This window comes from Lysinibacillus sp. LK3 (assembly GCF_001043675.1).
GTDB classification, from domain to species: domain Bacteria; phylum Bacillota; class Bacilli; order Bacillales_A; family Planococcaceae; genus Lysinibacillus; species Lysinibacillus capsici.
The window spans coordinates 362,749-376,176 of record NZ_LDUJ01000014.1 but is presented as its reverse complement, the minus strand read 5'-3'; the positions used below and the strand labels follow the sequence as shown (position 1 = coordinate 376,176).

At 40.0% G+C, this 13,428-nt stretch carries 14 protein-coding genes; all 14 read right to left on the bottom strand.

Annotated elements, in window-relative coordinates; translation table 11 throughout:
• Positions 1-42: 42 nt before the first annotated feature.
• The 14 genes from VK91_RS09790 to VK91_RS09725 all read right to left on the bottom strand — a co-directional run bounded on the left by VK91_RS09790 (position 43) and on the right by VK91_RS09725 (position 13,425).
• The gene (locus VK91_RS09790) at positions 43-486 is read right to left on the bottom strand and encodes a MarR family winged helix-turn-helix transcriptional regulator (protein ID WP_048392361.1); all 444 of its coding nucleotides are present in this window, start codon (positions 484-486) and stop codon (positions 43-45) included.
• Between the two features lie 100 nt (positions 487-586).
• Entirely contained in the window at positions 587-1,207 is a 621-nt protein-coding gene (gene cdaS / locus VK91_RS09785) for a sporulation-specific diadenylate cyclase CdaS (RefSeq protein ID WP_054549207.1), read from the bottom strand.
• An 88-nt stretch (positions 1,208-1,295) separates the two neighbouring features.
• Positions 1,296-2,675, bottom strand: a complete 1,380-nt coding sequence (locus VK91_RS09780; protein WP_048392360.1) for an MDR family MFS transporter — start codon at positions 2,673-2,675, stop codon at positions 1,296-1,298.
• 81 nt (positions 2,676-2,756) lie between these two features.
• Positions 2,757-3,338 carry a TetR/AcrR family transcriptional regulator gene (locus VK91_RS09775; RefSeq protein ID WP_048392359.1) on the bottom strand — a complete coding sequence of 194 codons (582 nt, stop codon included), beginning with the start codon at positions 3,336-3,338 and terminating at the stop codon, positions 2,757-2,759.
• A gap of 114 nt (positions 3,339-3,452) precedes the next feature.
• Positions 3,453-3,683 carry a hypothetical protein gene (locus VK91_RS09770; RefSeq protein ID WP_009370265.1) on the bottom strand — a complete coding sequence of 77 codons (231 nt, stop codon included), beginning with the start codon at positions 3,681-3,683 and terminating at the stop codon, positions 3,453-3,455.
• A gap of 65 nt (positions 3,684-3,748) precedes the next feature.
• Complete coding sequence (locus VK91_RS09765; RefSeq protein ID WP_048392358.1) at positions 3,749-5,743, bottom strand: methyl-accepting chemotaxis protein; 1,995 nt, start codon at positions 5,741-5,743, stop codon at positions 3,749-3,751.
• A 323-nt stretch (positions 5,744-6,066) separates the two neighbouring features.
• Entirely contained in the window at positions 6,067-6,999 is a 933-nt protein-coding gene (gene rnz / locus VK91_RS09760; RefSeq protein ID WP_048392357.1) for a ribonuclease Z, read from the bottom strand.
• 98 nt (positions 7,000-7,097) lie between these two features.
• A complete protein-coding gene (locus VK91_RS09755; protein WP_048392356.1) occupies positions 7,098-7,934 on the bottom strand; it encodes a class I SAM-dependent methyltransferase in 837 nt (278 codons plus the stop codon).
• A complete protein-coding gene (locus VK91_RS09750; protein WP_048392355.1) occupies positions 7,931-9,430 on the bottom strand; it encodes a cobyric acid synthase in 1,500 nt (499 codons plus the stop codon). Before VK91_RS09750 ends, VK91_RS09755 begins: the two co-directional genes overlap by 4 nt.
• An 88-nt stretch (positions 9,431-9,518) precedes the next feature.
• A complete protein-coding gene (locus VK91_RS09745) occupies positions 9,519-10,055 on the bottom strand; it encodes a cob(I)yrinic acid a,c-diamide adenosyltransferase (RefSeq protein ID WP_048392354.1) in 537 nt (178 codons plus the stop codon).
• 13 nt (positions 10,056-10,068) lie between these two features.
• Positions 10,069-10,629: a nitroreductase gene (locus VK91_RS09740; protein WP_048392353.1), complete on the bottom strand. Its 561-nt coding sequence runs from the start codon at positions 10,627-10,629 to the stop codon at positions 10,069-10,071.
• A 33-nt stretch (positions 10,630-10,662) separates the two neighbouring features.
• The gene (cobA, locus tag VK91_RS09735) at positions 10,663-11,430 is read right to left on the bottom strand and encodes a uroporphyrinogen-III C-methyltransferase (protein WP_048392352.1); all 768 of its coding nucleotides are present in this window, start codon (positions 11,428-11,430) and stop codon (positions 10,663-10,665) included.
• Entirely contained in the window at positions 11,427-12,065 is a 639-nt protein-coding gene (locus VK91_RS09730; RefSeq protein ID WP_009370253.1) for a bifunctional precorrin-2 dehydrogenase/sirohydrochlorin ferrochelatase, read from the bottom strand. The genes cobA and VK91_RS09730 overlap by 4 nt, the downstream gene beginning before the upstream one ends.
• Positions 12,058-13,425, bottom strand: a complete 1,368-nt coding sequence (locus VK91_RS09725) for a cobyrinate a,c-diamide synthase (protein ID WP_048392351.1) — start codon at positions 13,423-13,425, stop codon at positions 12,058-12,060. Before VK91_RS09725 ends, VK91_RS09730 begins: the two co-directional genes overlap by 8 nt.
• Positions 13,426-13,428: the final 3 nt, after the last annotated feature.

The window sequence follows — 13,428 nt, the reverse complement described above, 5'->3', positions numbered from 1 at the left end:
CATTATTTTCACTTGACTAAGCAAGTGATTTCACAAAAAAAATTACACGGGCGGCAATTTTTTTTCTCGGCTATGTTTTTCAAGTTTTGTCATCGCAATATATAAAGATTTAATTTCTTCAGCTGATAATACTTCTTCAAAAAACGAAGACTGGAAGTGAAGTTGACTAGGTGTTGCTGCATCAATCATTTGCTCCCCTTTTGATGTCAATGAGATGGTTTTCGTCTTCCAATTTTGTTTACGCTCGATTAGTCCCTCTTTTTCTAGTCGGGCAAGCATGCGAGACATGCCACCTTGCGTTACAGTTACTTTTTCTGCTAATTGAGACTGTGTAATCGGGGCATATGTTTTAATCTGGATTAACACATCAAATTGTGCTGTCGTTAAGTCGAAACGTTTTAAAAATTCATTCGATAACTGATTACTTTGCGTTGTAAAGCGCATCATCCGAATCCACGTTAAGGTGCCTAGTGTATGATTTCTCATGACTTCACCCTCCCTTCAGTTATCACTTTACCACGCAAGTGATACTTCCGCAAGAAAAATATCTTGAATTCAAGATATATTTTTAACATAGGGAGACCCCCTATATGATGCCAGGTGTTGTAACAGGATATAAATTGCCCTTAAGAGCAAAAGAAATTCTACCCGTTTCTTCTGATACAACCATTACAAGTGCATCACTTTGCTCACTCAATCCCAGCGCTGCACGATGCCTTGTTCCTAATTTCTTTTCCCCTGTATACCGCTCTGACAATGGCAGTACATTGGCAGCTGACTCAATTTGATTTTGATGGACAAGTACCGCTCCATCGTGAAGGGGATTACCAGGGAAGAAAATAGATTCTAATAAAGAATGGGTTAAATCTGCACCAATATGAATACCAGGCTGAATTAAATTCTCTAAAGCATCCTGTCTTTGAATAACAATTAAACCACCATGCCTTCTCAAAGACATATTTTGCACACTGTGTGATAGCTCTGGATACTTTTCAGTAAACGGGGAAAGATAACAATTTAAATAGAACGTTGCAGCTTTCATTTCAATTGTCATAAACTTCTCTTTAATTTTCTCAAAATTACCGAGGAGACAATTTGCATCTGTATCCATTTCCTGCACACTCTGCTGTAAGGACATGATCACTTCGAGAAGCTCATCTTTTAAAGTTTCTTTCATTGGTGAAAAATCACAATTTGTTGGATCCACAAAAAGCACCTCTTTTCTAAAATCGTGAAGCCTCTTCTCCCCTTAGTTTCTCTATTTAGGCTATTTTTATGCGTATTAGAAATAGAGGTTAATGAGTACTTGGCCCTTTCCTTACATATAGAGACAATAGTAGTCCAATGCTACTTAAAATCGTTGTGGCAATAAAAGCAGTTCGAATACCATTTAGCATCGCATCAGCTTCTCCCAACTCATGTTGTAAAGTAGTCACAGTACTCATGATGGTTACAAGTAATGCCGTCACTAATGCACCCCCAACCATACGCAATGTGCTAGTCATTGCTGTTGCATGGGCCATTAAATATATAGGTAACGCATTCATGCCAGCCGTTGTTAGGGGCATCATAATCATTGAAATCCCAAAGGAAATCATCGTAAACACCCCTGCCAGTAGCAAAAGGTTCGTATTCATTGATATCACTGTAAGCAGACTTGTTCCAATAAAAATACATGTGAATCCTACTAGTGCTAAGCCCTTTCCTCCAACTTTATCGAAAATCTTCCCTGTCACTGGAGACATAAAGCCCATCACTAGAGCACCAATTAATAAAACTAATCCTGTTTCAAGTGCAGAAAGTTGACGCACGTTTTGAATATAAAAGGTTAATAGTATTTGTGTACCAATCATAATGGCATAGACCAAACTTGATAAGAAGGTTGTGATAGAGAACATAGTAGATTGAAAGACACGAAATTCAAGCATGGGTTTGGGTAATCGTAGCTGTCGCCTAATAAATAAAGCTAACATCGTCCCACCCATCCCTAATGTGACACCAACCTGCATTGACTGGAAGCCTGCTGTTCCTGCAATACTAAAACCATATAACAAACCTCCCCACCCTAATGAAGAGAACACGATTGAAAGAGCATCTAGCTTTCCCTCTTTTGTAGTCGTTACATTTTTCATAAAAATCGTCGCTACTGTTAACACAATGACCGAAACAGGTAGGACAGTAAAAAATAAATGTCGCCATGTAAGGTGTTCTAAAATCCAGCCAGATAAAGTTGGGCCAACTGCTGGCGCAAAACCTGTTACAAGACCCGCTAGCCCCATAATCGAACCCCGTTTTTCTTTTGGATACATCGTTAATAAAATCGTTTGCATTAACGGCATAATCACCCCTGCTCCAGCTGCTTGAATAATTCTTGCGAGAAGCAAAATTGTAAAAGTTGGTGCAAAGGCACCTAAAAATGTACCGATACTAAATAACGTGAGGGCAACGATTAGCAGCAATCGATTTGAAAAACGACCGATTAGAAATGCTGTAATGGGGATGAGAATTCCATTCGTCAATAAATAAACCGTCGTGAGCCATTGTGCTAAGTTAGCATGAATCTTAAAATCTTCCATAATGGGCGGCATCGCTATGAGTAATAAAGTCTGGTTGAGAATAGACACAAATGCTGCAGATAGTAAAATTGCTACTATAACATTTCTTTTTTCCTTCATGTTTGAATCCCCTTTATTTTGTTAGTTAGTTATAACTAACATTTTATTTAAAAAATATATGAAAGCTTTGAGAGTGGAGCATTAAATACAGACTCCACCCACAAAAGTAGCTACTAAATGATCAACAAAACTTTCCTTTTGGTTTTTTAAAAAATGATCATCCCAAAATGCATTGGATACAAAGAAACCGAAAAGGCTCGTTAAAAAAACAGTGGCCTGCCCATTTGTATCAATATCCTTCATCTTTCTCTGTTGGATTTGGACTTGAAAATAACCTTCCAATAATTTTAATAATTGTTTGGTTTGGCTATCCGAAATAAGCTCCATTACTCCTGGTAGTATACTTCTATCTTGTGTAGTAATGAGAAATATCGCTTTATTTTTTTCCATAAAAGCTAGATAAGCGTTAGCAATTTGCTGTAAGTCATTCACTAGATTTCCTGATAAATCTCGAGCAAATAACTGTTCAAAGTATGGAATATAAGAATGTCTATCTAGCACAGCTTGTAGAATCCCCATTTTTGTTTCAAAATGACGAAAAACAGTCATTTCACTCACTCCAGCAGTTAAAGCAATGTCTTTCACAGAGACATTGGAGTAGCCCCTTTCAGTCATTAAGCTTGTTGCAGCGGCAAGAATTTTATCCTTTGTATCTTTTTTCATTTTACACGCCCTCTAAATGTTAGTTATGACTAACAAAAATATAGAGGATTGAACCCAATTTGTCAAAAAAAAATGTGTTGTTATTAGAACATGCTCTAATAACAACACTTTGAGTTACATATGCCCTGCTCGGATTTTCTTTACGATGCTGAAAGTCGTGTAGGCAGCAGCGGGTGCTAATACGACAATAAAAATAATCCACACAGTTAAATTATTTGTTGCTTTTAATGTTTCATAATTTGTCATGACAAAAATAATTAGACCGAATAATAGTAAATAGCTCAGCACATTGGGAAAAATGACGATTAATCGTAATAATGCTGGCGGCATCTTTTGTTGATTCATTTAAACCACACCCCTTTTTTCAATTATACGGGAATCTAGTGATTTATCGTACTATATTTTTCCTTTTATACTTTATATTTGCCTGCTGATAGTTGGAGGTTTTCCGCTGTTGTATTTAATTGGTCGATAAATGCGGTCATGTTCTCCATATTTTCCGCTTGATGTTTAGCCTTTTGAGCAACGGCATCAACACTTTGCGATGTCTGCTTAGCCAAGAGCGAAACATCTTCCATGGTAGCTGTTACTTCCTCTGTACTAGCAGCAATTTCCTCAGTGGAGCTTGATACTAAATCCACTTGTGTTGCTAACACCTGTACATCATTATGAATTCCTTCAAACGATTGCTGTGCTTCTTGTACGATTGCACGTCCTGCATGTAAGACATCTGCTGTTGCTTGGATGGTTGCTACAATATTGGCTGTTTCCTTTTGGACATTCATCACCACCTGGGTGATTCTATCCGCCGCACTCTTAGAATCTTCAGCTAATTTCCGAACTTCTTCAGCTACAACGGCAAAGCCTTTCCCCGCTTCACCAGCACGCGCCGCTTCAATAGATGCATTTAATGCCAGTAAATTCGTTTGATCAGAAATTCCCGTAATCACATTGGTAAATTCCCCGATCATTGTAGATAGTTTTTCAAGCTCCTGTGTTCCAATCACCGCAAAATTCGTTTTCTCATGAACAGTCACTAATTGCTTTTGTAAGGACTGCATAATTTGTAATCCATTATCTGCGTTTTCCTCGGTATTACGTGAAATACTAGAAATTTCTGCTATGGATTCCGAAATATATTGAATGCTGCGCGCCAATTCCTCCATTGAATGCGCACTGTCTGCCGTATTATTCTGTTGTGCAAAGGAGGCCTGAGCTACCTGACTAGATTCTCCTTGGATAATTGCGGCTGATTCAAGTGTTTCATGAGCATTTTCTTGAATTGTATAGGTAGCTTTTTTTATTTGATTGGCCCCTTGCTTTATCTCACACATAATTTGTTGGAAATTATCCATCATCCCATTAAATGACGTCACTAATTGGCCAATCTCATCCTTTGCATGGATTGGAATACGCTTGGTTAAATCTGCTTCTCCTTTACTAATTTCCTCTAAGGAGTTGCGCACGTTTAAAATACGCGATACTTGTTTCGAAATAGACAGGCCCGTAGTGAAGAAAATCACACAGACAACGATCAATGAAGCTACAATTGTGCCTACCAAAATTTGTGAGAGGATAGCATTGGATACAATAATAGCTAAGTATGTACCGTTTGATAATGGCTTTACATATTGCGTGACACGTGTGCCATCGTAGCGCCCTGAAAATTCAGTCGACTTTTGTGCTGAAAATTGGGCTGGCTCAAAACCAATATCCGCTAAATTTTGTTTTGCTGTAGCGGCAATGGCTTGGCCTTTTTTATCTACAATAGCGGCGAATAATACGGTTGAGGATAAATAGTTGTTCAGTTGATCTATATAAGATTCACTGCCGATACTTGCTTCTAAATCTAGTAGCTGCTGTCCATGGCGAGCCACCTGTACAATTTGTGGAGTTGCTGGATTCCAGCTACCTACCCCGACAAATTTGAAAAATTGATCATCGACATCGCGAATTTGTGCTTTTTGGACAATTTCTTTCGCTCTTCCATCTAAAAGTTGCATATATTCGGCAGCTTGTCCGTTTGGATCAGCGCCAAAGTTAAAATCAACAGTTGGAGCTACTGATGTCACCGTTGTATTCCCTTTATCATCTGTACTCCAAATCTCATCGATGCCACCACGCTCAGCAATGGCCTTTAAATCCTCATATGTAGCACCTTTGTCAATGATGTAAGAAGCCATTACAGATTCGGCAATCATTTCTTTTTCCATAATTTCTTCTGCTTTTTCTCTAGATTGAATCGCTCCTTCCAACCCCATGACAATGGAGTTGGCGATTGCTTCTCCATTGCTTTTTTCACTTTTATATGTAGCTTGATAAACATAAATAGAAAATGCCGCTATAATGAACACCACAATGCCCATAATCTCCAGAAGCATTTTCCATTTCATTGACTTTCTCATGATGAGATCCCCCTAAAAATTACGATTATTTCCACTTCATCATACAATATTACTTCCATATATTTCATTAACAATTTATTAAATATAAAATAATAATTTTTGAAGAAGTTTAAATTGTCATTAATTTGTAAAAATTCTGGAATAGATAAGCAAGGAGGATAAATCTAACTATTTTGTACTAGTAGAGGCATGCAAAAAAGGATCATTCTCATGATTAAACAGTAATATTTAAACAAAATTATCTACACACCTTTAGGACTATAAACTAAAAACATCTATTAGAAGAATCTCCTCTAATAGATGTTTCTTACTTAATAACTATATCAAAATAATTTATTATGTTGCCATGTATATACGGCTTGATCAGCTGTTAGGAATGTATTCGGAAAAATCCCCTGTGCTTCAGCTAAAAATTGAGGTAAGTCATATGGAAGAAAACGTGCGCTTAAATGATTTAATAATAAATAGTGTGCTCCAGCTTGCTGTGCGACTTTTGCTGCCTCCACATTTGTTGCATGACCGTAGCTTGCTGCTAAATCTGTTGTTGTACCATCAAAAGTTGCTTCATGGACAATGATATCAGCGCCCATTGATAATTGGATTGCTTCTTCACAATATTTCGTGTCGCCTAAGACTGACAATGTAAAGCCCTTTTTGGCTGGTGCCACCACGTCTTTCGCAAGCACCACATCACCATTTTCAAGTACAATATCGTGGCCATTTTTTAATTGGCCTAGTAAAGGTCCCTTTGGAACACCAAGTGCCTGTGCTTTGTCGATTAATAATTCGCCTGGTAAATCCTTTTGTTCGATACGATACCCATAGCAAGGTACAACATGGCGTAATTCCTTAGCATGAATTATAAAATGAGCATCCTCAAAAATAATGCCTTCTTGTACTTCTACAAAGCGTAAAGGATATGTTAAATGGGTTTTTGATAGGGCCAATGTTTGTTCAATCCACTGTTGTAAGCCAGATGGTCCGAAGATCGTTAGCGGCTCATCCCCACCTTGAAAGGAACGCGAGCTTAAAAAGCCTGGAAGTCCAAAAATATGATCCCCATGTAAATGTGTAATAAATATTTTCGTCACTTTCCGTGGCTTTAACGACGTATGAAGGATTTGATGCTGTGTCGCCTCCCCACAGTCAAATAGCCACATTTCACTCACTTCGTCTAATAGCTTTACCATCAGAGCACTTGTATTTCGTTCTTTTGAAGGCATGCCTGCGCCTGTCCCTAGAAAATGTAGCTGCAACATAAGCCACCTCACTTCTTATTTATATCATTTTATTGTACCTTATCCATTCCCATAAGAAAAACCTTTGGTGTACAGTTTCTCCAAAGGTTTCTTTATTATTTTGGTTGCCATGAAACAAGCGCCGCATGGAAATCATGACGATAATAATAACGTCCATCCTTTTCTTCGATAAAAGGTAGCAGTGATTCTTCTACATGGGCTCGCTGAAAATTCGTCGTTAATATTTTTTTACTCTGCGTTGTCACAAGCTGCTCATAGCTTTCATATTCATAGACACGTTCTAGAGGGATAATCTGACAATCCGCGTAAATATCCATTTCATAGAGTAGATTCAAAAACTCGATATAATCTCTGCGCGGAAATTTAATGTCATAACCATACTTTTCATATAACTTTTCATAGTGTGGCTGAATGGGGCCTGTCGTCATCCCAATGATAGCACGCTTTCTCGCCAGCCGATTCATGTGATATAAAGCTGCTTTTATTTCATACATTCGGTAAAAACAATTCACGCCCAAGACGATATCATGTGGTTCAATCTCATCATGCTCTAAACTTTCCCACTTTGCATGAATATAGGAAACGTGCTCCTCCTGCGGCATACACTGCTGTAAGTAATGCAAAATGCTTTCAGAGCTATCCACACATGTGAGCTTCCTTACTTTATCAGCTAATGGAAATGTATAATTGCCCCACCCAGGACCAATTTCTAATACAGAATGCTGAGGTTCAATCTTTTTTTGAAGCTCCTGAAAAATCAATGCAGCATAAGGATCTGTTTGTCCCACTTTTTTACGTGCCACTGATTGGGCCCAAAATTGCTCCTCTAGCTGATCATTCACCATTCGTTCAGGCATATTGCCATGCCAGTCCTTCATGCCTTCCTGCCATAATGCCTCATAGTTAATGGCTAACGGTCCTTTTCTCGTCATATAGATACCTCTAACGATAATATTTCATATATTTTTTTCATATCAAGATTTGCACGAACGTGGTCGGCTAACATATTATAGGCATCTTCTCTTCGTTCTGCGTCACTTTTCACATCACTTGGTAAAGCTGCTAGCCCTTTTTTCACTCGTATTTCATTGACGAGTTGGCGGGTAAAGGGACGATTATGGAACAAGCCGTGGAAATATGTGCCAATCACTTGCTCATCTTGACTAACCGCACCATCTTCTCTTCCATCCTCTAATAGTAAAAACGGTGATACCGCACCACGTAAAATTTTTGTACGCCCTAGATGGATTTCATAGCCTGTCAATATGTCCTGCCCTCTTACGCCTGTCATTTGCACCGTTTTTTTATTGCCTACAAAAATGGTTTCCATCGGTAATAGCCCAAGACCATCTGCAGATTCACCATTCCCCTCCACTGCTTCTGGATCAAGTAATGTTTCACCAAGCATTTGGAAACCGCCACAAATGCCAATAATTTTAGTACCGTACTCACGTAAATGTGTGATGGCTTGATCGAAGCCCTGTGCTTTTAGCCAAGCTAAATCATCCATTGTACTTTTCGTTCCTGGCAGAATGAGTAAATCTGGTGTACCTAATTCATTGACATGACCAATTAAACGTACACCCACCTCAGGCTCATCGAAAAATGGATCAATATCGGTGAAGTTTGAAATACGAGGTAAACGAATCATGGCTACATCTACAGCAAATTCGCCTGGCTTTGGTTTTTTAAAACGTAGTGACGATAATGCAAGAGAATCCTCTGCTTCAATATTGACATCGACATAAGGAATCACACCAAGTACCGGAATACCCGTTTCGCGCTCCACCCATGCCAAACCATCATCCAGTAATTCACGCATGCCTCTAAACTTATTGATAATTAATCCCTTAACACGTGCTCGTTCTTCCTCATCTAACAATGCCAGTGTACCAACAATCGAGGCAAAGACACCGCCACGATCAATATCAGCAACGAGGACTACCGCTGCATCTGCTAAATGAGCCATTCGCATATTCGCAATATCGCGATCCTTTAAGTTAATTTCTGCTGGGCTACCAGCGCCCTCTAGGACAATAACATCATATGTATGTTGAAGCGTGCGAACTGATTTCTCTACGATTGGCATCGCTTCTTGCACAAAATTATTGCGGTAACTTTTGGCATCCATATTTAAAAAATGCTTACCATGAACGATAACCTCTGACATCATATCTTGCTTCGGTTTCAGCAAGATAGGGTTCATATCTGTCGTTGCAACAACACGAGCCGCCTCTGCCTGTACCCCTTGTGCGCGGCCGATTTCACCGCCATCCTTTGTAACAAATGAATTAAGAGCCATATTTTGTGATTTAAATGGGACTACCTTCAGTCCATCATCTGAAAATATACGACATAGTGCAGTACAAATCATACTTTTTCCAACATCGGAAGCTGTTCCTTGAATCATGATTGATTTTGCTGGCATAGTCACTCTCCTCCGTAATTATTCTATGGCAGAACGCATGTATTCGTTTTCGCTTCGTGTGTATTTCCTCCAGCAATTGTAAAGGGCTTTAAAATTCGAGCCCTTTCACCGCTGGAATCCCTTCATCATAGTAATGCTTTGTCGCCTCAATGGTTGACACTAAATCAGCCATTGCTAGTAATGCTGGATTCGCACTTCGTCCTGTGACAACCAAATGCATTGTAGAAGGGCGGTGTTGGATTGCCTCGATGACTTCTGCTAGGGGAAGGACATCATCGATTGGAAACTTGGTGATCGCTAGGGCATTGTTGAGTTCATCTAGGACCAATAAATCAATGCTGTCATCCTGTAGAGCTGCCTTCGTTTTTTTCCAAGCCTTGGCTAATGCAGCTCGATGCTCCTCAGGTGTTTTTGTCCATGTAAAACCTATGCCCATTTGTTCCATTTCTACGCCTAGCTTACGAAGGGCAATTTGCTCTCCATAAGTACGTTCTGGGGATTTGATAAACTGCAGATAACGCACATTTAAGCCTCGACCAACTGCACGCAATGTAACGCCAAGAGATGCTGTCGTTTTGCCCTTACCCTCACCTGTATATACTAAAAACAAGCCTTTTCTTGCCATGCTGATAGCCTCCTTACAGCCATGTTGTCTTTTCTGCAAACGGTGTTCGTTTCTTGTCGGTTTGTTCTTGCTCCTGTGGGTAGCCAATAAATATTGTACCAACTACTTTTTGAGCGTCGCTTGCACCAATAAACGTATGCATACGAGGATCATGTACAAGGCCAACACCACGTGTACGCCAAACAAAGCCAAGACCTAGCTCCTCTGCTGTCAACCACATAGACATAATGGCACTACATACAGCAAAGACATTATCTTCTGTCGCATCTGTGTCCCCTTCTACTATGTCAGCTGTCACCACAATGGCTACAGGGGTTGTTTGTACAACCTTTAATGAACTTTCCACTAAATTTGGCTTCGTGGGAAAGCGTTCTTGTAAATAAGCACTTGCCATTTCTTCATAACGCTTCATGGCTTCATCTTGAATGACATAAAAATGCCAGGGCTCACGCATCCGGTCATTTGGTGCATAGGTTGCTGCCTGTAAAATTTGCTCAATTTTTTCTTTCTCTACTGGTTGTGTCGTGTAATTACGAATTGCTCGACGTTTTTTTAATGCTTCAATGACAGTCATAGTGCTTCCTCCTTGTGCGCTTATAAGAAATGATTATGAAAAGGTAAGACCTTGCTCTTCAAACCATTGAATTTTTTCCCGTACATTGACAACCTCGCCAACAACAATCATAGAAGGGTTATGGTACCCTTCACGCTCAATGATGCTGGCTATCTCATCTAGCGGCCCTGTAATCGTGCGTTGCTGAGCAGTTGTTCCCCACTCAATGACCGCTACTGGCGTTGTTGCCTTCCGTCCATTTTCGATTAATTTGCGAGCAATGTAGGCAATATTACCAACGCTCATATAAAAGGCAACGGTATCTATACCCGTAGCTAAAGCGGGCCAATTCAAAAAATCTTGTCCTTTTTCTTCACGACCATGTCCAGTTACAAGGGCAAAGCTTGTCGCGAAGTCTCTATGTGTAACTGGAATTCCTGCGTATGCAGGAGCTGCAATTCCTGCTGTAATCCCCGGAACGATTTCATAGGCAATGCCATGATTTTTTAATATTTCAGCTTCCTCCGCGCCACGTCCAAAAACAAAGGGATCGCCACCTTTTAGGCGTGTAACAATTTTACCTTTTTGTGCTTTTTCAACGAGTAATGCATTTATTTCCTCTTGAATGAGATGATGCTTCCCAGGTAATTTGCCACAATAAACTAGCTCCGCATCCTTTTTTGCAAAATCAAGCAATTTAGGATTTACAAGACGGTCATAAGCAATTACATCAGACTTTTGAATACATTCCAGTCCATACACAGTAATGAGCTTCGGATCGCCAGGACCTGCTCCCACGATATATACGATTCCATCCTTCATTGCGTTGCTCCCATCAATAGTTGTTGTAAATATGCTTCTCGTCGATCGATCTCACCATGACGTGTCCATTCAAGGATGTTTGGCTCTAGCAATGCTTGTAATGCCGCACGTCTTTGTGGACCTTTATCATACTTAGCAGCAATCATTAATCGAGCTTGCTGTAAAAAGCATACATAGTCATCATAAGCATCATCGAATTGCTCTTCTAAATCTGCTTTAATCTTGCGGGCTAGACTTGGGCTTGCTCCCGATGTCGAAACAGTTACCACCAACGGACCACGGCGAACAGTAGCAGGCGTAATAAAATCACTTTCACTTTGTTTATCTGTTCGGTTGATTAATTGCCAATGCTGTGCTGCTTCTTGAACGGCTTCGTTAACTGCTGTCACATTCGTTGCAGCGATAATGAGAATGGCGTCATCTAAATCACGAGGTTCAAATTCCTTTTGCTTCCAAGTAATTTGCCCTGACTCTGCAAGTGACTGTAATGTGTTATGTAAGGTTGGACTGACAATCACGATGTTTGCCTTTGCTGGTAACAGGGATGCTACCTTCTGCGTTGCCACGTGACCCCCGCCTACAATCACAACTGTTTTATATTCTAGATTGATATGAATAGGAAAATAATTAGTCATTACTTTTCACCTTCTTACAAGCTGTTAACCAATTGTCAACTAGCTTTGGGTTTGATACAAAATGGAAATGAGTATAGCCAGCCACTAAATTTCCTTCTTGATAGCCTTCTTTCTTTTTGCCAAAACGACCAATCGTTTCATAGGCTGCTGTATTGTGAGAACCACTATATTTGGAATAATGGAACTCATGGCCCTTCGCTTGTTCCTCAGCACCAATTAAGAAATTATCGGCTGTGCCAAAAATTTCACGATAACCAAGTGCTGCTAGTTTTGTTTGCATCGCCACTTCTCCAGGAATTACCCCTACCATGTCATAGCGGTCGCCATGGCTATTTGTAATGGCCTCTGTTAAATACATAAAGCCCCCACACTCAGCTAATGTTGGAAGACCTTTAGCAATGACTTGACGAATAGAGTCTTTAACGACTGTATTGGTAGCAAGTGACTCTGCAAATTCCTCAGGAAAGCCACCACCAATATACAAGCCATCTGCTTCAGCTGGTACAGGCTCATTCGCAAGCGGTGAGAAAAACTGTAGTGTCGCACCTTTCGCACGTAACAAAGCCAAGTTTTCTTCATAATAAAAATTAAAAGCTGCATCTCTTGCAACTGCTATACAAATATTTCGTGAAGGCTCCTCCCTAAATAAATGGCCTGATTCTTGCAAGATAGGAGCCTTTGTTAAATGTATTAATTGATCCAAATCAATCGTTTCCGCCATCAGGTTCCCTAGTTTATCAAAAAATGAATCTAGCTCTCCTCTTTCAATAGCAGGTACTAACCCTAAATGACGACTCGGGATATCGATCCCTTCCTCACGCTTTAGGTAGCCAATAACAGGTATGCCGCATTCTTGTTCAATAGCTGCCTTCGCAATTTCGTAATGACCGACACTACCAACCTGGTTCGCAATAACACCAACGATATTCGGCTTATCTGATAGTAATTGGAAGCCTTTCACAACTGCTGCTACGCTACGCGCCATGCTAGCACAATTGACAATTAAAATAACAGGACTCTCTGTCACTACGCTAATATCAGCAGCAGACCCAGCGTCAGATAAAGGGCTTTTACCGTCATAAAAGCCCATCACACCTTCAATAATAGATACATCTGCATCTATACTTGCACGTGCCACAATATCACGGACTGCTTCGTGTGAAAACATCCAGCTATCAATATTACGAGATACTCTGCCCGTTACAGCTGTATGATAGGTTGGGTCGATATAATCAGGACCGCATTTAAAGCCCTGTACCACGTTCCCTTTGTTTTGAAGTGCCTTCATCAGTCCAATGGTAAAAGTAGTTTTGCCTACACCACTACCCGTACCAGCTAGTACAAAGCGATTTGTTTGCATGGA

What these genes read in the sequence shown, in the direction of transcription:
- VK91_RS09750 (WP_048392355.1), bottom strand. Translation starts at nt 9,430, where the DNA reads ATGCCAGCAAAATCAATCATGATTCAAGGAACAGCTTCCGATGTTGGA.
- VK91_RS09770 (WP_009370265.1), bottom strand. Translation starts at nt 3,683, where the DNA reads ATGAATCAACAAAAGATGCCGCCAGCATTATTACGATTAATCGTCATT.
- VK91_RS09790 (WP_048392361.1), bottom strand. Translation starts at nt 486, where the DNA reads ATGAGAAATCATACACTAGGCACCTTAACGTGGATTCGGATGATGCGC.
- VK91_RS09765 (WP_048392358.1), bottom strand. Translation starts at nt 5,743, where the DNA reads ATGAGAAAGTCAATGAAATGGAAAATGCTTCTGGAGATTATGGGCATT.
- VK91_RS09725 (WP_048392351.1), bottom strand. Translation starts at nt 13,425, where the DNA reads ATGCAAACAAATCGCTTTGTACTAGCTGGTACGGGTAGTGGTGTAGGC.
- VK91_RS09755 (WP_048392356.1), bottom strand. Translation starts at nt 7,934, where the DNA reads ATGACGAGAAAAGGACCGTTAGCCATTAACTATGAGGCATTATGGCAG.
- VK91_RS09745 (WP_048392354.1), bottom strand. Translation starts at nt 10,055, where the DNA reads ATGGCAAGAAAAGGCTTGTTTTTAGTATATACAGGTGAGGGTAAGGGC.
- cobA (WP_048392352.1), bottom strand. Translation starts at nt 11,430, where the DNA reads ATGAAGGATGGAATCGTATATATCGTGGGAGCAGGTCCTGGCGATCCG.
- VK91_RS09730 (WP_009370253.1), bottom strand. Translation starts at nt 12,065, where the DNA reads ATGACTAATTATTTTCCTATTCATATCAATCTAGAATATAAAACAGTT.
- VK91_RS09740 (WP_048392353.1), bottom strand. Translation starts at nt 10,629, where the DNA reads ATGACTGTCATTGAAGCATTAAAAAAACGTCGAGCAATTCGTAATTAC.
- VK91_RS09775 (WP_048392359.1), bottom strand. Translation starts at nt 3,338, where the DNA reads ATGAAAAAAGATACAAAGGATAAAATTCTTGCCGCTGCAACAAGCTTA.
- VK91_RS09780 (WP_048392360.1), bottom strand. Translation starts at nt 2,675, where the DNA reads ATGAAGGAAAAAAGAAATGTTATAGTAGCAATTTTACTATCTGCAGCA.